At 64.7% G+C, this 19724-nt stretch carries 22 protein-coding genes; 7 read left to right on the top strand and 15 right to left on the bottom strand.

Annotated elements, in window-relative coordinates; translation table 11 throughout:
• Window positions 1–109 precede the first annotated feature (109 nt).
• A complete protein-coding gene (locus AB4879_RS03885; RefSeq protein WP_370506517.1) occupies window positions 110–1291 on the top strand; it encodes a geranylgeranyl reductase family protein in 1182 nt (393 codons plus the stop codon).
• A gap of 4 nt (window positions 1292–1295) precedes the next feature.
• Window positions 1296–1781, top strand: coding sequence for a hypothetical protein (locus tag AB4879_RS03880; protein WP_370506516.1), 486 nt, complete (start codon window positions 1296–1298; stop codon window positions 1779–1781).
• Here the strand turns inward: AB4879_RS03880 and AB4879_RS03875 are convergent.
• The 7 genes from AB4879_RS03875 to AB4879_RS03845 all read right to left on the bottom strand — a co-directional run bounded on the left by AB4879_RS03875 (window position 1778) and on the right by AB4879_RS03845 (window position 7044).
• A complete protein-coding gene (locus tag AB4879_RS03875) occupies window positions 1778–2638 on the bottom strand; it encodes an SDR family NAD(P)-dependent oxidoreductase (protein WP_370506515.1) in 861 nt (286 codons plus the stop codon). The genes AB4879_RS03880 and AB4879_RS03875 overlap by 4 nt on opposite strands.
• 30 nt (window positions 2639–2668) lie before the next feature.
• On the bottom strand, window positions 2669–3460 hold the full coding sequence (locus tag AB4879_RS03870) for an SDR family NAD(P)-dependent oxidoreductase (RefSeq protein ID WP_370506514.1): 792 nt from the start codon (window positions 3458–3460) through the stop codon (window positions 2669–2671).
• A gap of 90 nt (window positions 3461–3550) precedes the next feature.
• On the bottom strand, window positions 3551–4120 hold the full coding sequence (locus AB4879_RS03865) for a TetR/AcrR family transcriptional regulator (protein WP_102808930.1): 570 nt from the start codon (window positions 4118–4120) through the stop codon (window positions 3551–3553).
• 35 nt (window positions 4121–4155) lie between these two features.
• A complete protein-coding gene (locus AB4879_RS03860) occupies window positions 4156–4467 on the bottom strand; it encodes an NIPSNAP domain-containing protein (protein WP_370506513.1) in 312 nt (103 codons plus the stop codon).
• A gap of 29 nt (window positions 4468–4496) precedes the next feature.
• Window positions 4497–5354, bottom strand: a complete 858-nt coding sequence (gene ygiD, locus AB4879_RS03855) for a 4,5-DOPA dioxygenase extradiol (protein ID WP_370506552.1) — start codon at window positions 5352–5354, stop codon at window positions 4497–4499.
• 32 nt (window positions 5355–5386) lie between these two features.
• Window positions 5387–6274, bottom strand: coding sequence for a phytanoyl-CoA dioxygenase family protein (locus AB4879_RS03850; RefSeq protein WP_370506512.1), 888 nt, complete (start codon window positions 6272–6274; stop codon window positions 5387–5389).
• Window positions 6275–6330: 56 nt separating this feature from the next.
• Window positions 6331–7044 (bottom strand): LysR family substrate-binding domain-containing protein, encoded by a 714-nt coding sequence (locus AB4879_RS03845; RefSeq protein WP_370506511.1) that lies wholly within the window; start codon window positions 7042–7044, stop codon window positions 6331–6333.
• Between the two features lie 28 nt (window positions 7045–7072).
• On the opposite strand from AB4879_RS03845, the gene AB4879_RS03840 reads away from it, so the two are divergent.
• On the top strand, window positions 7073–7453 hold the full coding sequence (locus AB4879_RS03840; RefSeq protein WP_370506510.1) for a DUF5997 family protein: 381 nt from the start codon (window positions 7073–7075) through the stop codon (window positions 7451–7453).
• Window positions 7454–7457: 4 nt separating this feature from the next.
• Here the strand turns inward: AB4879_RS03840 and AB4879_RS03835 are convergent, their stop codons facing one another.
• Window positions 7458–7850, bottom strand: a complete 393-nt coding sequence (locus AB4879_RS03835) for a VOC family protein (RefSeq protein WP_370506509.1) — start codon at window positions 7848–7850, stop codon at window positions 7458–7460.
• Window positions 7851–8022: 172 nt separating this feature from the next.
• On the opposite strand from AB4879_RS03835, the gene AB4879_RS03830 reads away from it, so the two are divergent.
• Window positions 8023–8571, top strand: coding sequence for a hypothetical protein (locus AB4879_RS03830; RefSeq protein ID WP_370506508.1), 549 nt, complete (start codon window positions 8023–8025; stop codon window positions 8569–8571).
• On the opposite strand, the gene nrdE is transcribed toward AB4879_RS03830, so the two are convergent.
• From nrdE to AB4879_RS03800, 6 genes are all read right to left on the bottom strand, one after another.
• Window positions 8555–10723, bottom strand: coding sequence for a class 1b ribonucleoside-diphosphate reductase subunit alpha (gene nrdE, locus AB4879_RS03825; protein WP_370506507.1), 2169 nt, complete (start codon window positions 10721–10723; stop codon window positions 8555–8557). The genes AB4879_RS03830 and nrdE overlap by 17 nt on opposite strands.
• Window positions 10690–11172: a class Ib ribonucleoside-diphosphate reductase assembly flavoprotein NrdI gene (nrdI, locus tag AB4879_RS03820; protein WP_370506506.1), complete on the bottom strand. Its 483-nt coding sequence runs from the start codon at window positions 11170–11172 to the stop codon at window positions 10690–10692. The genes nrdE and nrdI overlap by 34 nt, the downstream gene beginning before the upstream one ends.
• Window positions 11173–11200: 28 nt before the next feature.
• On the bottom strand, window positions 11201–11440 hold the full coding sequence (locus tag AB4879_RS03815; RefSeq protein WP_370506505.1) for a redoxin NrdH: 240 nt from the start codon (window positions 11438–11440) through the stop codon (window positions 11201–11203).
• An 883-nt stretch (window positions 11441–12323) separates the two neighbouring features.
• Window positions 12324–13484: a nucleotidyltransferase gene (locus AB4879_RS03810; RefSeq protein ID WP_370506504.1), complete on the bottom strand. Its 1161-nt coding sequence runs from the start codon at window positions 13482–13484 to the stop codon at window positions 12324–12326.
• On the bottom strand, window positions 13481–14479 hold the full coding sequence (locus AB4879_RS03805) for a CBASS cGAMP-activated phospholipase (protein ID WP_370506503.1): 999 nt from the start codon (window positions 14477–14479) through the stop codon (window positions 13481–13483). The genes AB4879_RS03810 and AB4879_RS03805 overlap by 4 nt, the downstream gene beginning before the upstream one ends.
• Before the next feature lie 448 nt (window positions 14480–14927).
• Window positions 14928–15470, bottom strand: a complete 543-nt coding sequence (locus tag AB4879_RS03800) for an NAD(P)H-dependent oxidoreductase (protein ID WP_102808939.1) — start codon at window positions 15468–15470, stop codon at window positions 14928–14930.
• An 87-nt stretch (window positions 15471–15557) separates the two neighbouring features.
• On the opposite strand from AB4879_RS03800, the gene AB4879_RS03795 reads away from it, so the two are divergent.
• The 3 genes from AB4879_RS03795 to phoA all read left to right on the top strand — a co-directional run bounded on the left by AB4879_RS03795 (window position 15558) and on the right by phoA (window position 18825).
• Complete coding sequence (locus AB4879_RS03795; protein ID WP_199189986.1) at window positions 15558–16160, top strand: TetR/AcrR family transcriptional regulator; 603 nt, start codon at window positions 15558–15560, stop codon at window positions 16158–16160.
• Entirely contained in the window at window positions 16157–17203 is a 1047-nt protein-coding gene (locus tag AB4879_RS03790) for a DNA polymerase IV (RefSeq protein WP_370506502.1), read from the top strand. The genes AB4879_RS03795 and AB4879_RS03790 overlap by 4 nt, the downstream gene beginning before the upstream one ends.
• Before the next feature lie 95 nt (window positions 17204–17298).
• Window positions 17299–18825, top strand: coding sequence for an alkaline phosphatase (gene phoA / locus AB4879_RS03785; RefSeq protein WP_370506501.1), 1527 nt, complete (start codon window positions 17299–17301; stop codon window positions 18823–18825).
• Window positions 18826–18851: 26 nt separating this feature from the next.
• On the opposite strand, the gene AB4879_RS03780 is transcribed toward phoA, so the two are convergent.
• Window positions 18852–19721 carry an SDR family oxidoreductase gene (locus AB4879_RS03780; protein ID WP_370506500.1) on the bottom strand — a complete coding sequence of 290 codons (870 nt, stop codon included), beginning with the start codon at window positions 19719–19721 and terminating at the stop codon, window positions 18852–18854.
• Between the last annotated feature and the right edge of the window lie 3 nt (window positions 19722–19724).

Raw genomic sequence — 19724 nt, 5'->3', positions numbered from 1 at the left:
TTGCGTGACGACTATTACATCGGTCTGACGCAGGCCATCGCCGGGCAGAGCGGCAGGGCGTTCTCCGATAGCATCGTCGCATCCGATAATCGAACCGAGACGAGACGTAGTGACCGAGCGATTCGACCTGGTGGTAGCAGGCGGAGGGCCATCAGGATCCGCGGCCGCGTGGCAGGCCGCGCAGACCGGCGCACGGGTGGTCGTGCTGGACAAAGCCCAGTTCCCGCGGGCCAAGCCCTGCGGTGACGGCCTGACCGCCCGCGCCGTGAGCTACCTGCAGAAGATGGGCCTGGCCGACGAGGTCAACACGTTCCATCGGGTCAACCGCGTGACGGTCTTCAGTCCGTCGCAGTGGGAGTTGTCGTTCCCCAAGCGTCCGGGGATGCCCGACCACGGCCACACCGTCAGTCGCGAGCACCTCGACACATTGCTGCTCAAGCACGCCGAATCGGCAGGCGCGACGGTGCGCCAAGGTGCCGAGGTGGCCGGACCAGAGCTCGACGCCAACGGCCGAGTGGTCGGTGTGGTGCTCAAGAGCGGTGAGAAGGTGCTCGGCGACGCGGTGATCGCCGCCGACGGTGCCTACTCCCCGATCAAGCGGGCGCTGAAGATCGATTCGGAATACAACGGCTACTCGGCGATCGCGATCCGCTCCGAGATGCCGGCCAACCGTCCCGACTCGGACAGCCTCGACATCTATTTGAAGCTGGCGTTCCAGGGCGATCAGCTGCCCGGGTACGGCTGGGTGTTCCCGATGGGCAACGGGGTGTTCAACATCGGCCTCGGCTACGTCAACAGCTACAAGAACTGGCAGTCGATCAACGCCACGCAATTCCTCGGCGACTTCCTGCGCACCCTCCCACCCGAGTGGGAACTGCCGCCGATCGAGGAGCTCAAGAAGAACAAGAGCGTTCGGGCCTGGCGACTGCCGATGGGGTTCACGGCCTGGCCCCCGTGGCGGCCGGGTGTTCTGTTCACCGGCGACTCGCTGGGCGCCGGCAAGCCCGCCTCAGGCGCGGGCATCTCCAAGGCCTTGGAGTCCGGTCTGGCCGCAGGCGAGTGCGCGATCGCGGCGCTGCAGAACGGCGGGCCCGACGACTTCACCAACTACGGGCAGCGCATGGAAGCCGCATGGGGACGGGAGTACAAGCGGGGACGCTACTTCCACAAGCTGCTGGGATACCCGCAGGTGGCCAACGCCGGGATCAAGCTGATTGACAACGCCACCTTCCGGGACGCGATGCTCAAGGCGCTGTACAAGAAAGCCCAAGGGCCGCAGCACAAGTACTGAGCGCATGGCGACGAAGGCGGTCGGCCTCAGCGACGAGGAGCTGGCACGGATCGAAGGCGAGTTCGGCTTCGAGTTCGCCGACGACCATCGAGCGTTTCTGTCTTCTGGTCTGCCCGTTGGAGATTCGTGGCCGGACTGGCGTTCGGCGCGGCGCCGGAGCCTGCACCAACGATTGCGGCTGCCCGTCGACGGCATCCTGTTCGCTGTCGAATGGCAGGACTTCTGGGGTTCCGACTGGGGTGTGCGGCCGGCCCGGATGAAGGACGCGTTGCGCAGTGCGAACTACCACCTGGCGCGGGTGCCGCAGCTGGTACCGCTGCACGCCAACCACTACCTGCCCGCGGGGCGCGGCACGTCCGGGCACCCGGTGCTGTCGATCTATCAGACCGACGTGAGTTGTTGCGCCGCAGACGTATTCGACTACGTCAATCCTGATCCGTCGCGGAAGTCGGCGTCGACGGTGCCGTTCTGGTCAGACCTGATCGGCTAGGCGCCAAGCGGGTTGAGCTGATCGGCCGTGGCGTCGTCGGCTGCCGTCGAGATACTCAGCGCCTCGTAGCGTTCGTCGGCGGCAAGCAGATCACGACCGGCAGCGGTGGCATAACGGTAGGCGTCGGGGCCGACCAGCAATCGAGCGGGCGGCGCGTCCATGTCGACGATATCGAGAAGCAGCGCAGCGACTTTCGCCGGATCGCTGGCGCCGAGATTCGCGGACTGGCTCAGCTCGGCGGCAGCGCCCACGGTTGCTTCGTACTCGGGGCGGACTGGTGCGATGCGCATCGACGAGCCGGCCCAATCGGTGCGCATTCCCCCCGGTTCCAGAACGGTCACCTTGATGCCGAGCGGGGCGACCTCCTGGGCGAGGACCCCGGAGTAACCGGTGACAGCCCACTTGGCCGACTGATAGGCGGCCAGCCCAGGTCGCGCCAATCGACCGCCGACGGAGGAGATTTGAATGATGTGGCCCGTGTGCTGTCGACGCATGACGGGCAGCACGGCCTGTGTGAGCCGGACGACGCCGAAGAAGTTCGCCTCGACCTGTGCGCGAAAGTCGTCGAAATCGACGTCTTCGGCGGCAGCCATGTTGGCGTATCCGGCATTGTTGACCAGAACGTCGAGGCGCCCCCACCGTTGGATCGCGGTGTCCACGGCCGCGCGGACCTGCTCGTCGTCGGTGACGTCCAGTTCGACGACGGCCAGGCGCTCGGGTTCCCGATCCGCGAGGTCGTCGAGCGACGTTGTGGAACGAACGCCCGCGACGACGCGATGCCCGGTGCTCAGAGCCGCCTCGGTGATGGCGCGCCCGAGCCCGCGAGATGCTCCGGAGATGAGTATGACGTGCGACATGACGATGACCTTTCGTTGCAGTGGTGGGGTTCAGCTGACGTTGCGGATGGTGCCGCCGTCGACGCGAAGGTCGGCACCGCTGATGTATCCGGCATGCATACTGGCGAGGAAGCACACCGCCGCCGCGATCTCCTCAGGCCGTCCAAGTCGGCCGATGTCGTTGGGGAACCACGTTGTCGCTGCTGCTTTTTCGATGTCCGGCCAGGTGGGTCCCCAGCCGTTGGTGGCCGCAGCCTGCAACACCATGTCTCGGGTGCTGTCGGTGAGGATCGCGCCCGGGGCGACGATGTTGGCTGTGACGCCGGTGCCGGACAACTCCCGCGCGAGTGACACGGTCAGGTTGTGCCGAGCGGCCAGAGTGGCACTGTAGTGAGGCTGTTCCGCGACCGGTTGAACGGCCAGACCGCCGCCGATCTGGATCACCCTGCCCCAGCCCCGTCTCCGCATGCCGGGTACCACGTGACCGATCATCCGCACGACGGATACGACGTTGCTCTGGTGGATGCGGGTCCACTCGTCGGTCGGGAGGTCCGCCCACGATGCGGCGTCGTAGTAGCCGGCATTGTTGACCAGGATGTCGATGTCCCCCGCCGCTTGCGCGACCGCGGCAGCGCCCTCGTCGGTCGAAAGATCACCGAGTACGGCGTCGGCATCGCCGTGGTTCGCACGGATGGCGGCCACCACGGCGTCGGTTCGATCGGCGTCGCGCCCGTGCACCACAACGGACACGCCCTCGGCAGCAAGCATCTCGGCGATCGCGCGGCCGAGGCCGGCGCTCGAGCCGGTCACCAGCGCCCGCTTGTGGGCCAATCCCAGTTCCACCGCGGCCTCCTTGTCTACACCTGTATACCTTCCGATGTATACGAACGTAGACTTACGCTGGTTGATTCCCGGCGTCGCGGTTTGGGCTTGCTAACCTTCGATCAGCGCGGCGATTACCGGCTCGACCAGCTTCTCCAGCTCCGCAGACTTGCTGGTGCGCAGCGCGCGGGTTCCGATCAGACCGCGCATCATGAGCAATCCACTGATGACCGCGAGCAGCATCTCGCTGCGAAGCTCGCGATCAGCCGAGTCGAGTTGCCGGGCCAGGCGTGCGCCGACGTGGCGTTCGATGGCCTTCCGCACGATCGCCACGGCGACCGGATTCGACGCGGACTTCAGCATGATCAGGAACGGCTGCGGCGCCTCGGCCCGCGGCGCGCTCTTCGCCACCAACGCCTTGACGGTGTCACCGATCAGGTCGTCAGACTGCTCACCGATGAACACTGGTGTGGCGAAGGCAGTTTCGACGGCCTCGGTGAACAATCCCTCCTTCGAACCGAAATATCTGTTCACCAGCATGGCGGTGACGCCGGCGTCGTGAGCGATCTGACGCACTCCCACGCCGTCATAGCCGGCGCGGGCGAAGTTGTCGATCGCCGAGCGCAGAATCGCCTCGCGGGTCGCCGCCGCGTTACGTGTCGGTGACGTGGACGCCGTCATGAGAAGTCTCCGTCCTGTCGAGGAGCTGAGGGTTGCTACTGCAGCGGGGAACCCGCGATGGGTTCGAGGGTTCGCGTGTGAGTCGCGACGATGAGCGATGGGTCGAATTGCCGGTGGTCTTCGATGAAGTCCTCGCTGGTGGCATAACGCTCCGCCAGGGCGCCCGGGTCGCCGCTCGAATAGTCGACGAGCGCGAGGACGCGTGGCTCTGCGACAGACGGTTCGGTCCACACGCCGTGCACAATGATGCCGTACTTGGCCAGCGTGCGAATGTGGCGAGGCCAGAACTCGGAGACGTAACCCTCCAGGGCCGCGGCGTCAGCCAATGTGTACGTTCGCAGCTCCATCACGGAGCAAGTCTACGGGCGTAGATCGGCTAGATGTTCGACTCGTCAACCGGAACGCCGCGGGCCGGCGCGGCGGCGCCACCGTCGTCATCCGCTGGGGGCACGACGTCGAGGCCCAGGGTGTACGACGTCATCGACAGGGAACCGTAGGCGCAGCCATCGGTGAGCACGCCGACCTTCTCCGTGTGATCGGCAGCCACTCCCGCGAAGTACAACAGCGGCAGAAAGTGGTCTGGCGTCGGCACCGCGGCCGCGTAGTCCGGGTGCTCGCGCAGCCGCACCGCGTCGGCCGGATCGGTCAGCACCTGCGCGCGGGCCTGATCGTCGAAGCGCTGCGCCCAGTCAAAAGCCCTGTCCTGCAGCGTCGGATCCATCCCGGCCAGGTTGTGAACCACGTTGCCACTACCCAGGATCAGCACACCCCGCTCACGTAGCGCGGCCAGCTTGGCTCCCAGCGCGAGGTGATACTCCAGCGGCTTGTAGGCGTTGATCGCCAATTGCACGACCGGCACCGATGCCTCCGGGAAGGCGTGCACGAGCACCGACCAGGTGCCGTGGTCGATCCCCCAGCTGTCGACGTCGGCACCGACCCACGTCGGCTCCACGACGTCGGCGATCTCGTCGGCAAGCTCCGGCAAACCCGGTGCCGGGTACTGCACGTCGAAGAGTTCGGTGGGAAAGCCGTAGAAATCGTGGATGGTCCGCGGTACGGCCATCGCGGTGACGGCGGTGGCGTTGATGTACCAATGCGCACTCACGACGAGGATCGCCCTCGGCCGCCCGGCTGCTGCCTGCACCGATCGGCCGAACGCCCGCCACGCCGAGGTGTAGCGGTTGAGCTCCAGGGCATTCATCGGGCTGCCGTGCCCGATAAACGCGGCCGGCATGAGTGCGGACATAAATCTAGTTAACCGCGATATCACTCACTGTGGGTGAGCTGGTCGGCGAACGCCGCGCCCGCATCGCCGGTCAGCTTGGCCGCGTCGAAGCCGTAAGCGACGTCGTCACCACGGATCGCCCGTAGCGGGTCCTCGAAGTCGCGGAAATATCCCATCGCCCACGCGCCCTCCTGATAGCCGATCAGCTTCAGCAGATCGTCATCGAGGTCGCGTGCGACTTCCATTGGCACCGAGAGGAATTGGTTCTCCTCCTGACGGACCCAGCCGACGCAGTAGTTCACGTTGATGGCGCGCCGGACCTTCTCACTGCGGTTGGCGGCACCGCTGTGCACGATCTTGCCGGAGTAGAGCAGTACCGACCCCCGCGACATCTCCGCCTGCACGCATTCGTCGTCGGCGTAGTCGGTCGGCTTCTTGTCGCCCACCTGACTGCCCGGCACCACCCTGGTCGCGCCCATCTCTGCGGTGTAGTCGGTCATCGCCCACAGCGTGTTGCACTGCACGTGGTAGTCGTCCGGGAATGGGTAGAAGTCGAAGGCGTTCTGGTCGCGGTGCAGCGACTGATCGGTTTCGCCCGGCTCGATCGAGATCACCTGGGTGAGCATCAGCTGAAATGCGCTGGCATGGCCGAGGAAATCCTCGCAGACCCCGAGGATGGACGGATTCTGGATCAGCGTGCGACAAGCCGGGGACCGGGCGATCAGCGCACCGGTTCGCCGCGTCTTGCGACCGATCATCGCGTTGTAGCCCATCGGCGTCGCGTCGAGGTAGGGCGCGAGTTCGTCGTCGATCGTGTCCATCAAGGAGTCCGGAACCAGGTTGTCGACGATCACGTAACCGTCGCGACGCAGATGGTCGGCGAGCTCCGCCGGCGACGTGGTGGCCGGAACATGCGTCAGCATGGTCATGGTTCGAGTATCGCGGAGCGTATGTGTTGACCAGGTAAAACGGCGTCACACGACGGTTACGGCCGCCGCCGCTTGGTAGCGGCCGGCTTACGGGCGACCTTTCCGGCGGCGGCACGGGCGGCTTGCTTGGCCAGCGTCTTCTCCCGCGCGGTGCGCTTCGGAGTCGGCTGCGCCTGCCCGCGCGACGAACTCGGTTTGCGCCCCCGCACGATCCCGGTGAACTCTTCGACCAATGCCGACGGTTGCCCCGCCGGGAAGGCAAGGGCCACTGGACAAGTCGGCGCATCGGCGATCGGGCGGTACGTGAGGTCGCGACGATGGTACAGCCGGGCCAGCGACTGCGGGACGATCAGCACGCCCAACCCGGCGGCGGCGAGTTCGATTGCAGCCTCGGTGGTTTCGGGGCGGTGATCGATCGCAGTGCCCGGAGTGTCCGCCCAGCCGACGACGTCGTCGAGTGGCAACAGCATCGGTTCGTCGGTGAGATCGGCCGCGGTGATCTCGTCGGCGGCGCTCAGGAGGTGATCGATCGGCACCACGGCCACCGTCGTCTCCTCATAGAGCGGGATGACGGACAGTCCCGAGGTGTCGGCCGACGGGCGCAGCAAGGCGACGTCGACGGTCCCGTCGCGCACCGCGGCGGCCGCGTCCGCCGCGGTGACGGCGCACAGCGTCAGCGGAACATCGGGATGGCGCTCGGCCCAGGTCCGCGCCCACTTCGCGGGCGTCGCTCCGGGCACGTACCCGACGGTGAGCGAGGACTGGGTCACCGACTCAGGCTACCGATAGGCTCGTGCCATGAGCAGGCCGAACGCGCAGTCGATGAAACCCGCCACCGCGGCGAAGAAGCTGGACGTGTACCTGCCGGCGACGCCCGCGGAGTTCCAGGCGAATGCGATCACCCGCGACGAGCTGGCAGCTCTGCAGGCCGACCCACCGCCGTGGCTGCAGGATCTCCGCAAGAACGGGCCACACCCGAAGAACCTGGTGGCGGCCAAGCTGGGCGTGTCGATCGCGGGCCTGGCGCGCGGCGGAGTGGTCGATGCGCTGACCACCGACCAGATCGACGCGCTGCTCGCCGAGAAGCCGGACTGGCTGGTCGCCGAACGCGAGAGCTATCAGAACGTGCTGGCCGAGCAGCGGCGGCTGAAAGCGCTGCAGGCGGACAAGGCCCGGTGACACCTCACGCCACGTCGTCGGTCCAGAAGATCTGCCAGGAATGGCCGTCGAGGTCGTTGTAGCTGCGCCCGTACATGGACCCGTGATCTTCGGAATCCCCATCGGTGCCGCCCGCGGCGATCGCTCGATCGACCAAAGCGTCCACCGCGTCCCGACTGTCGACGCCGAGGCAGACCACGCATTCTTTGACCTTGGTCGCGTCGGCGGTCTCCAGCGGGTGCAATGAGTCGAAGTCGTCACGCTGCAACAACATCGCGAACTGGTTGTCCCCCAGCACGAGCGTGACTGCGCTATCCCCACTGAGCTGTTCGTTGATCGCGTATCCGAGAGCGGAGAAGAACTTTCGCGACCGGTCGACGTCGGCGACGGGCAGGTTGACGAACAGCATTGAGTGCATAGGTGCCTCCGTGGCTTTCGCGGGATCCGGCTGGGTGCCGTCGGAGACTTAGACCGGCCGGGCGCGCGAAACTCATCGTGGAACGCCGTCGATACAGAACTGAGGGCGACGATGTCGCCGTCAGTCTCGCTCTCAGTTCTGAGTCGATGCGACGAGCCGTACCCTGCCCTCTATGACCTACCGTCCAACGTGGGTGCGTGAGCACCGGATCGCACTGGCCACCGCCGGCTATGTGGGCTATTCCGCGGTGATGCTCCGGTTGGATCGTCAGATGCAGGCCACCGGCGGACCCGGCATCATCCCGTTCGAACTCGCGGGCTCAGCCGCCAAGGCCGAAGGCATCATGGCCCGGTGGGGCGAGGAGGGCATGCGCGCCGCCCGCAGGTCGATGTGGCTCGACTTCGGCTACATGACGAGCTACGGAATCCTGTTGGCATTGCTCGTCGACCGTCGGCGTCGACGCCGGGGTCATCCGGCCTGGCTATCAGCCCTGGCCGCGGGCGCGGTCGGGGGCGATGCGGTCGAGGGCGTCGCGCTGCTGCGAGTGCTCGACCACCGGGACGTCGCAACGAACGCGCACATCGCTCAGGTCTCGGCGTCGGTGAAGTTCGCCATCCTCGCGGCGGCTCTCGGTTACGCCGTCTACCCAGGAAAAAGTCAGGCCAGGGGTAATACTCCCTGGCCTGACTTTTACTTAGCTCAGCTCACAACATGCAGCTGACGCAACCCTCCACCTCAGTGCCCTCCAACGCCATCTGGCGAAGGCGGATGTAGTACAGCGTCTTGATTCCCTTGCGCCAGGCGTAGATCTGCGCCTTGTTGACCTCGCGGGTGTCGGCGGTGTCCTTGAAGAACAAGGTCAGCGAAAGCCCTTGGTCCACATGCTGAGTGGCCGCGGCATACGTGTCGATGATCTTCTCGTAGCCGATCTCGTACGCGTCCTGGTAGTACTCCAGGTTGTCGTTGGTCATGTAGGGCGCCGGGTAGTAGACGCGGCCGATCTTGCCTTCCTTGCGGATCTCGACCTTGCTCGCCACCGGGTGGATAGATGATGTCGAGTGGTTGATGTAGGAGATCGATCCCGTCGGCGGCACCGCCTGCAGGTTCTGGTTGTAGATGCCGTGAGCCTGCACAGACTGCTTGAGCCGCAACCAATCCTCTTGCGTCGGAATGCGAATGCCCGCCTCGGAAAACAGCTCACGCACCCGCTCGGTCGCCGGCTCCCACACCTGCTCGGTGTACTTGTCGAAGAACTCACCGGATGCGTACTTCGACTTCTCGAAGCCCTTGAACGCCGATCCGCGCTCGATGGCGATCTTGTTCGACGCCCGCAGCGCGTGGTAGAGCACCGTGTAGAAGTACATGTTGGTGAAGTCGATGCCCTCTTCGGATCCGTAGAAGATCCGTTCGCGCGCAAGGTATCCGTGCAGGTTCATCTGCCCGAGGCCGATGGCATGCGAGTCGTTGTTGCCCTGCTCGATCGACGGCACCGACCAGATGTGCGTCTGGTCGCTCACCGCGGTCAACCCGCGGATGGCCACCTCGATGGTCTGCGCGAAGTCCGGCGAATCCATCGCCTTGGCGATGTTCAGCGAGCCCAGGTTGCACGAGATGTCCTTGCCCACCTTGGCGTACGACAGGTCCTCGTTGAACAGCGAGGGCGTCGACACCTGCAGGATCTCCGAGCACAGGTTGCTGTGCGTGATCTTGCCCTCGATCGGGTTGGCCCGGTTCACCGTGTCCTCGAACATGATGTACGGGTAACCCGACTCGAACTGCAGCTCGGCCAGCGTCTGGAAGAACTCGCGCGCCTTGATCTTGGTCTTGCGGATCCGGGCGTCGTCGACCATCTCGTGGTACTTCTCGGTAACCGAGATGTCGGCGAACGGAACGCCGTACACCCGCTCGACGTCATACGGCGAGAACAGGTACATGTCCTCGTTCTTCTTCGCCAGCTCGAACGTGATGTCCGGAATCACCACACCCAGCGAGAGGGTCTTGATGCGGATCTTCTCGTCGGCGTTCTCGCGCTTGGTGTCCAGGAAGCGGTAGATGTCGGGGTGATGCGCGTGCAGGTAGACCGCACCGGCACCTTGGCGTGCGCCGAGCTGGTTGGCGTAGGAGAACGAGTCTTCCAGCAGCTTCATGATCGGGATGACTCCCGAGCTCTGGTTCTCGATGTTCTTGATCGGCGCGCCATGCTCGCGAATGTTGGTCAGCAGCAACGCAACTCCACCGCCGCGCTTGGACAGCTGCAGCGCGGAGTTGATCGAGCGGCCGATCGACTCCATGTTGTCTTCGATGCGCAGCAGGAAGCAGCTCACCGGCTCGCCGCGCTGGGCCTTACCCGAGTTCAGGAACGTCGGGGTGGCCGGCTGGAACCGGCCGTCGATGATCTCGTCGACGAGCTTCTCGGCCAGCGTGGTGTCGCCGGCAGCCAGCGTCAGCGCCACCATCACCACGCGGTCCTCGAACCGCTCCAGGTAGCGCTTCCCGTCGAACGTCTTCAGCGTGTAGGAGGTGTAGTACTTGAACGCACCGAGGAAGGTCGGGAACCGGAACTTCTTGGCGTAGGCGCGGTCGGTCAGCGTCTTGACGAAATTGCGCGAGTACTGATCGAGAACCTCACGCTCGTAATAGTTCTCGCGAATCAGGTAGTCGAGCTTCTCGTCCTGATTGTGGAAGAACACGGTGTTCTGGTTCACGTGCTCGAGGAAGTACTGACGCGCGGCCAGACGATCCATGTCGAACTGGATCTTGCCGTCTGCGTCGTACAGGTTCAGCATCGCGTTGAGCGCGTGGTAGTCGGTCTCCCCCGGCAACGCGTGCCCTGACGTCGTTACAGGCTCAGCAGCTGTGACTGTAGGTGGCACGTGTCCTCGTCCTTCCAGAATTTCGTTAGCTCCGCGCGGACGGCTTCCACGTCCTCTGCGGTTCCCATCATTTCGAAGCGGTAGAGCAGTCGGACCTTGCACTTGTGCGAAACCAGCCTGGCCGCAAAGCAGTACTCGGCACCGAATTGTGTATTGCCGGCCCCCACCACAGCGCGGATGTGGGACCGATTGTGCGGATTGTTCAAGAACCTGATGACCTGCTTGGGCACGTACCCCTTCGCGTCGAGCGTCGGGCTGTCGCCCCGGCCCCTGCCGTAGGTCGGCAGGAGCAGTACGTAGGGCTGGTGCACCTCGATGCGGTCGTGGAGCGGAATCCGGATGGCCGGCACGCCCAGCTTCTGCACGAAGCGGTGGGTGTTCTCCGAAACGCTGGAGAAGTACACCAACCGCTCCGGGCCTGCCAGGCCTGGGCTGCCATCCGGATTCATTGCTTCGCTTTCCGTGGCGCCCTAGCCGCTAAGCGCTCAGTGCGGTACCGGCGAGAGCCTTGATCCGGTCGGGCCGGAAGCCGGACCAGTGATCGCCGTTGGCAACGACGACCGGCGCCTGCAGGTAACCCATCGACATGACGTAGTCGCGGGCCTCGGCGTCCTCGCTGATGTCGACGACGTCGTAGGTCAGACCGGTCTTGTCCAGGGCCTTGTACGTCATGTTGCACTGCACGCAGGCGGGCTTGGTGTAGACGGTGATGGTCATCTGCGAATGGCTCCTCAGCGAAACATGGCGATGGACTTGAATGCTTGCCGCCTACCCACATGCAACAAGCAGTGCCTCTACCGCCATCCGCCACAATCCCTTCGCTTCGAATCTGCAATCGACATCACAGCAGACCGTCACGAATGGAGTGCTTGGAGTCACACCCTTAGCTGTATTGGCACTAGATGTAGTGTTCCACAACCGCGGCGCATACAACATCTTTTAATCACATCAGTGAAATTTTCCCAGGTCGCCCGGTGTGTCGTGTCTCCGCACTGGCGTGTCGCGGCAGGAGTCACGAACTGTCGAGCTGCCCAGCCTCGACTAAAGTAAAAGTCGTCTGCCATTTATCGGCCAAGGCCATCTCGAGCGCCTCCGCAAACGGGCGACGCGCCGGATAGAGCGCGGACGGAAGTCGTCCCGCCAGGGCGAAAGCTGCCCACGGGCTCCCCGGATCGCACTCCGGGCTATCAATCACGCGACGGACTGCACGCTTCGAGCTGCAGGAGTCTGTGGGTGGAGCCCTCCACCAGTCCATTCGCCGCAAATAAACCACAATTCGTAGTGCAGTAGCCACTCGGCGGCCCAAGGCACGATCGTCTTGGCGAGAAGCATGTCATCTCTCCACTCACCTGGGTAATAGAGACAGAGTTCGTCCCCTGGGTACACATGAGGCAAAACACTTGCCCCGGGACGACAGACAAGCTGCGGCGATACGACGAGCAGCCTGGGCGCGCGCCAATGCTTATAAATCAGCCGCACTGCGTAGCTGCGGCTGGCGGGACACGGTCGAATGGGGAGCAGGCAATCCAGCTCCCCCCGACAAACCGCCCCGCTCGCAGCAGGCAGGGCTATCTTCACCGCGGCGAGTTGCCGGGCGAGATTAATTGCCCGGACCGGAATCGTAGCCATAGAAGGTGTGGCTCCGCACATTCAGGCCAGACCCTGTCGTGAGCATCCCTGTCGGACCCATCCGCAACGCTCCGCTGGCTGTGCGCTCCCTCATCACATCGCCATAGCGTTGAGCGGCGCGGCGGATCGGACCACTGCCGAAACTACGTTCAAGTCGGGCAGCCACGGCGGGAAGACCCGCCCCATCAAGGCGTGCAGCGTCGCAGAGCGCCGACGAAATGTCCGAGCGCCAGTTGAAAAACGCGTCTCTTCTTTCGGGGTACTCACGCCACTTATCGGCAAAGTTCTCTTCCTCGTGCGCCGGATTGGGAACCCACCAAACACCATTCCTGTTCTCCACGAAGCGTTCCATGCCTGCGAGCGCCCGCTGGATGGCAGTGAACAGTTCCGTCTCACCCGCGTAAGCCTGCGCAGCCAAAGTCGTAATGAGAATGGAGGGCGGCCGGTTGTCCGGGTCGTCGGCAAAGAAGTCCATGGCGTGCCACTTCAGTACCTGCACCACACGCTGCAGTGTCGTGCGAAATTCCCACTCGGGCACCTCATCGATGCTGACGTCACGTTCGTGCGCAGCCGCCCGGAGCCGAGTTTGTAGTTCAGTGGACCTACCCCGGAACCAGTGCGCGTAGCCAATTGGGTTGCTGTGCTGCCACCGCTGAAGGTTCTTGTCGGTCAGCAGGATTCCGGAGGCGCCGTACTCGACGTCTGGAATCGACGGCAAGACGTCCATGTGAAATCCATGGTGCGGGTATTCGAGCGTCCAGCAACGCCGCCGCAACTCGCAGCCAGTCGGTCCTTCTCCGCCGCCATGTTGCTTCTTCCATCGAACGTAGCCACGAAGGAGCCGGCCGACCTCATCCCGTAGTTCGCGTTGAGTGACGTCCTCCTTTCGGCGGGAGAGCCGGAAGACTAAGTCGATGTCGTATTCGCCGTTACCGCTATCCGGACGCACGACCGTCCCCAGGCGGAATGAGCCCTGCGGGTAGATATCGCACGAAATGAGTGCATGCTCGCCCAGCCAGTGCGCTACTTCCTGATAGTGAGTCACCGCGCTGGCGTGGAGTTCAGCTGGTATGTCGAGCATGTCAACTGCTCCGTTCAGGAGGGTCGACAGAACCTGTTCCATGGTTTTCATGCAGTCTGCCCCACCGTCAGGTGACAAGGCGAGTACTCCGCGGCCACGTGATCAAGGAAAGTCCGCGCGAAGGCAGGTGCCTGATGCCGGCTCTCGTACCGTGCGAGGCCGATGAGCTCGGCCGAGTCGAGCTTATCGAGTTTCATTGCGCCAGTTGGCACGTTGGCGTTGAGTCGGACCACTCGATCGGCGCCGAGCAAGTGTCGCACCTGATTTGTAGCGTTCTCGCTCTGCGCCCGCATCAAGACGTCGACCGCGTCACCGGCCCAAGCGAGTCGACCACCACGGTCAAGACGTCGCCCTCTTCGCGGAATGTCGCTAGTCGTGCCGACACTGAGTAAACGCACAAAGTCGGATTGAATACCTAGAGGCCCCACGGCCTCAATCACCGCAATCATTGCAGGGTTATTCGCTACGACTCCGCCGTCGATCAAACGGGCGCCGCCGAGGGACACACCGGGAAAGTAAGACGGAGCTGCTGCCGTCGCCATCGCGACATCCACGGCGCATTCGCGCCAATCTCGGGTCAGAGTCGGCAAGTGCGGCGTCCGGAAGAGGTAGACACCACCTGCGTTGAGGTTGTACGAGGTAATCAGTAGGCGCTTACTGCTGTTTCCGAAGGTCTTGTCCCCAAATACTTGTGACAGAGCAGACCGCAGCGGGGCCGACGAGTACTTCGCCCGCAACCAGTGCAGCAGGTCCCGAAACCGCCCGGGATTACTAAAGATGTCTGGGCCGTGCGTTGTGTAAAACTCCAGCACCTCCCGCGGCGACATTCCCATGCCCAACGCGAGGGCAATAATGCCGCCGGTTGACGTACCAGCGATCAGGTCGAAATGATCGACGACCCTGATGTCAAGGTCCTCTTCCAAGCCTGCGAGCACGGCGGCTGCGAACATGCCGCGCAGACCTCCGCCGTCGAGGGACAGTATTTGAAACCTGTCATACGTACGGCCATCAAGACCATGTTGAGACGGAACGCAATGCGTAACCATCGGACCTTCCCTTCACGAGCATCCATAATCGAGCCCGCGCCAAGGAGATCCACTGATTGCCGGGAAGCCACGACGGCCCCTGACTAATCCCTTAAGCTTCTACCGTCTCACCACAGACACGCGAAGCCCTCGTCGGATCACTCTGGCGAGGGCTTCGGCGTTTCACCGGCGGACCCTGCCACCTTTGTCAAACACTACATCTAGTGTCCGACAGCGAGAAGAGATACAACATGTTCTGAATAACAATCTTGAAATTCCCTGGTCGTAAGCCCTTCACCCCTTCCTTGCCCGGCGTGTCGCATGTCACAACACGCCGAACGGCACCAACCAGCCCTAGATGTACCACCGGGCTCCGACATCGCCGGTGATCCGGGGCGACGAATTCACTCGAATAGCAAAAGCCGCCGGCACGACGGCACCGGCGGCTTTGCGAGCGATAACTAAGCGGTCAGCCCACCTCGGCGGCGAGCTTGCCGACCACGTCACGCACCGCGGCGGACACGTCGGAGTTCTCCCGCGGATGCTTGCCGTCGAAGGTCGTGGACGGCACCGACAGCTTCAGCGACTCCACCACCCTGGGGCCGGCGATACCGAACGACTTGCGGGTCTCGTCGTGCGCCCAGACCCCGCCGTATTGACCGAGGGCCGACCCGATGACCGCCAGCGGCTTGTCCTTCAGCGCGCCGTTGCCGTACGGCCGCGACAACCAGTCGATCGCGTTCTTGAGCACACCGGGAATGCTCCCGTTGTATTCCGGGGTCACCACCAGAGCCGCGTCGGCCTGCGCGGCCGCGGCCCGCAATGCCACCACGGGAGCGGGGGCATCCTCGGTGTCGAGGTCCTCGTTGTAGTGCGGCAGGTCTCCCAGCCCGTCGTACACGGTGACGGTGACACCGTCCGGCGCCGCTTCCGCCGCGAGCTCTGCCAGCTGGCGATTGACCGAGGCCGCCCGCAAGCTGCCTACGAGTGCCAGCACATTGATGTCCGCCATGTCGCAATCCCTTCAGTCGTTCGCGATCCTCCCACGGCAGAACCGGACCATGGTCCGGTTTATTTCCCGCTGAGCTAAAGTGTGAGAGTGAGCGCGATCTCCGGGGCCAATGAGCTGCCCCTGTCCGCGCCGCAGGAACGGGGCGACGCCGCCCGAAACCGGCTGCTACTGCTCGACGCGGCCCGCACCCTGATCGCCGAACGCGGCGCCGATGCGGTCTCCATGGACGACATCGCCGCCGCCGCGGGTGTCGGCAAGGGCACGTTGTTCCGGCGCTTCGGCAGCCGCGCCGGGCTGATGATGGTCCTGCTCGACGAGGACGAGCGCGCGATCCAGCAGGCCTTCCTGTTCGGACCGGCTCCACTGGGCCCGGAGGCCCCACCGCTGCAACGACTTCTGGCCTTCGGGCGCGAACGGCTGCGCTTCGTGCAGACCCACCGCGACCTGCTTCTCGACGCCAACCGCGATCCCGATTCCCGTTACAGTGCGCCGTTCGCGGTGATGCACACCCACATCCGGGTGCTTCTGCAGGCCGCAGGCAGCACCGGCGATCTCGACGCGCAGGCCGATGCGCTGCTCGCGCTGCTCGACGCCGACTACGTCAGCCGTCAGCTCCTCGATCGGGGCCGCTCGCTGGACACCCTGGGCGATGCGTGGGACAGCGTTGCGCGCAAGCTGTGCGGGACGTGACCGCACCACCCGCCCGTGACTGGGTCCTGCACGTCGACCTCGATCAGTTCCTGGCCTCGGTCGAACTGCGCCGCCACCCCGAACTCGTGGGCTTACCGGTGATCGTCGGCGGAAGTGGCGATCCCACCGAGCCACGCAAGGTCGTGACCTGTGCGTCGTATGAGGCCCGCGGCTTCGGCGTGCACGCGGGGATGCCGTTGCGTAGCGCAGCGCGCAAGTGTCCAAATGCGACGTTCCTGCCCTCGGATCCGCCCGCCTACGACGAAGCCTCCGACCAGGTGATGGGTCTGCTCCGCGATCTCGGCCACCCGGTCGAGGTGTGGGGCTGGGACGAGGCCTACGTCGGCGCCCGGGTCGCCGACCCGGTGGAGCTGGCCGAGCGGATCCGCACCGTGATCGCCGCCGAGACCGGGCTGGTCTGTTCGGTGGGCATCAGCGATAACAAACAGCGGGCCAAGGTCGCGACCGGCTTCGGCAAACCCGACGGCGTGTACACGCTCACCGATGCCAACTGGATGGAGCAGATGGGCGCCCGCCCGGTGGACGCGCTGTGGGGTGTCGGACCGAAGACCACGAAAAAGCTTGCCGCCCTCGGTATTACGACGGTGCGAGAGCTCGCGTCAGCCGATGCCGAATTGCTCACCGCGACGTTCGGACCGCGCACCGGCCTGTGGCTGTTACTGCTGGCCAAAGGCGGCGGCGACACGACGGTCAGCGCCGAGCCGTGGATTCCGCGGTCCCGCAGTCACGTCATGACATTTCCGCGCGACCTGACCGAGCGCGCCGACATGGAGGCGGCGATCGTCGATCTGGCGCGCCACGCGCTCACCGACGTCGTCGCCCAGTCGCGCATCGTCACCCGGGTGGCGGTCACGGTGCGCACCAACACGTTCTACACCCGCACCAAGATCCGCAAACTCGACGAGCCGACCGTCGCCGGCGAGGTGATCACAGCCGCTGCACTGCGCGTGCTCGACCTCTTCGACCTCGACCGGCCGGTGCGCCTGCTCGGGGTGCGCCTGGAACTGGCCCCACCCGCGTAGCCAAACCTCGCCGAACCGTTTGCTTCCTGGTCGATCGGCGTTCACCTCAACCCCGTTGAATCCCCAGGCAATACACAGCAGACAAGGAGCATCGGGTGGCCGCCAGCAGATACGGGAGAGTGACAGCGATCGTCGGCGTCGTGGTGGTCCTACCACTGGCGGCATGCGCCGGCACCGATCAGAAGAGTTCCGTTGGGGACACCGTCAGCCGTGCCGCCCACGGTGACATTGCCGCCCCTGGTGGGGCCCGCAGGTTGTCCGGCGACCAGTCGAAAGCCCTGAGCGCGAACATCTCTGACGCCAAGGCGAAAAACATCATCCTTCTCATCGGCGACGGTATGGGCGATTCGGAGATCACCATCGCCCGCAACTACGCGAAGGGTGCCGCGGGCGCTTTCGACGGTATCGACGCACTCCCGCTGACGGGGCAGTACACCACCTACGCACTACACAAGAACGGCAAACCCAACTACGTCACCGACTCGGCGGCAAGTGCCACCGGCTGGTCCACCGGCGTCAAGACCTACAACGGGGCACTCGGCATCGACATCAAGGGCGCCAAACACGCCACCATCCTGGAGCTGGCCAAGGCCCAGGGCTTCGCCACCGGCGACGTGAGCACTGCCGCAATCCAGGACGCCACCCCTGCGGCGCTGTTCTCCCACATCAGCGAACGGGATTGCTACGGGCCCGAGGAGACGGCGAAGGACTGCAAGACCGAGACGTTGGAAAGCGGCGGCCCGGGATCGGTGACCGAGCAGATGCTGGCGGCGCGGCCGGACATCACCCTCGGCGGTGGCTTCGAGACGTTCAACCAGACCGCGGCCGGAGGAGATTTCGCGGGCAAGACGCTCGAGGTCCAGGCAAAGGAGCGCGGTTACCAGATCGTCCGCACCGCAGCCGAATTGGCCGCCGTCACCAAGGCGGACAAGGATGCACCGGTGCTGGGGCTGTTCGCCGACGGCAACATGCCGGTGAGCTGGACGGGTGGACCGGCCGTGCGGCAGGGCTACCTGCAGCCCGCGTCGAAATGCACTGACAATCCCAAACACACTGCGAGCGTGCCGAAGTTGGCCGATATGACGCAGAAGGCCATCGACGTCTTGTCGACGAACCAGGCCGGCAAGGACAAAGGCTTCTTCCTCCAAGTGGAAGGCGCATCGATCGACAAGCGCGACCACGCCGCCGACCCGTGTGGCCAGATCGGCGAGACGGTCGACCTGGACGCCGCGGTGTCCAAGGCGCTCGACTTCGCGCGCAAGGACGGAAACACACTGGTCATCTTGACCGCCGATCACGGGCACACCAGCCAGATCGTCGAGGAGTACAGCGAGGACGACCTGCGGGCCTTGTCGGAGGATTCCAAGCAGCCCATCGAGCGGGTGCGCGACGTGATGTATCCGGGCCTCACCAGGGTGCTGACCACTGCCGACGATGCACCGATGATCGTCAGTTATGGCACGTCGGCGGATGTCGGCGTCGAGGACGAGACCCACACCGGCACCCAGGTGCGGCTGGCCGCCTACGGTCCACGAGCAGGCAACGTCGCCGGGCTGACGGATCAGACCGATCTCTTCGTCACAATGACCGACGCACTGGGAATCGACCGGAACACCAAGTAGGACAGTCCCGCTCGGATGACGCCGGTTCAGCCCGGCGGACTCGATGTCGCTCCACGCGGGCGCAACACGCGCGTGAAGAACACGTTCACCCGTCGCATCGCGACGCTGTACGGCCACCACGCCAGCCGTTTGAACGCGTAGAAGGCGCGAATATCGACCGAGGTGTAGATCAGGAAACGGTTCTTGGTGACACCGGCCAGGATCTTGTCGGCGACTTTCTCCGGCGAGACAGCGTGCCCACTGAACCGCTTGACCCACCGCTGCACCTTGGGATGGTCGCGATCCACGCCGGCGATCTGGACCGTCTGCACCAACGGGGTGTCGACGGCGCCGGGCACCACGAGTGAGACCCCGATGTCGTGGCGGGCCAGATCGAAGCGCAGTACCTCCGAAAGTCCGCGCAGGCCATACTTGCTCGCGCTGTAGGCGGCATGCCACGGCAGTGCGACCAGTCCCGCTGCCGATGACACGTTGACCAATTGGCCGCCGCGGCCGGCGGCCAACATCGGCGGCAGGAACGTCTCGATGACGTGGATCGGGCCCATCAGGTTGACGTCAACCATCGACCGCCAATGGTGGTGGGTGAGCTGATCGACGGTCCCCCACGCCGAGATCCCGGCGATGTTCATGACGATGTCCATCGCGGGCCGGCGGGTGTGGATGTCGGCGGCGAACCCGGCCACCGCGTCGTAGTCGGAAATGTCCAGCGCGCGATGCTCGGGAACCTCGGCGCCAAGCGCACGTGCCTCGGCAACGGTCTGTTCCAGGCCGTCGGCGTTGATATCGGTCAGATACAGCTCGGCCCCGTCGCGGGCCAGCCGAAGAGCGGTGGCCCGGCCGATGCCGCTGGCTGCGCCCGTGATGAACACCCTCTTGCCCGCGAAGCCGTCAGCCATCGA

It is taken from the genome of Mycobacterium sp. SA01 (assembly GCF_041287105.1).
Classification (GTDB): Bacteria; Actinomycetota; Actinomycetes; order Mycobacteriales; family Mycobacteriaceae; genus Mycobacterium.
Note: the sequence above shows the minus strand (reverse complement) of the source record. Positions and strands in the feature narration are given on the sequence as shown.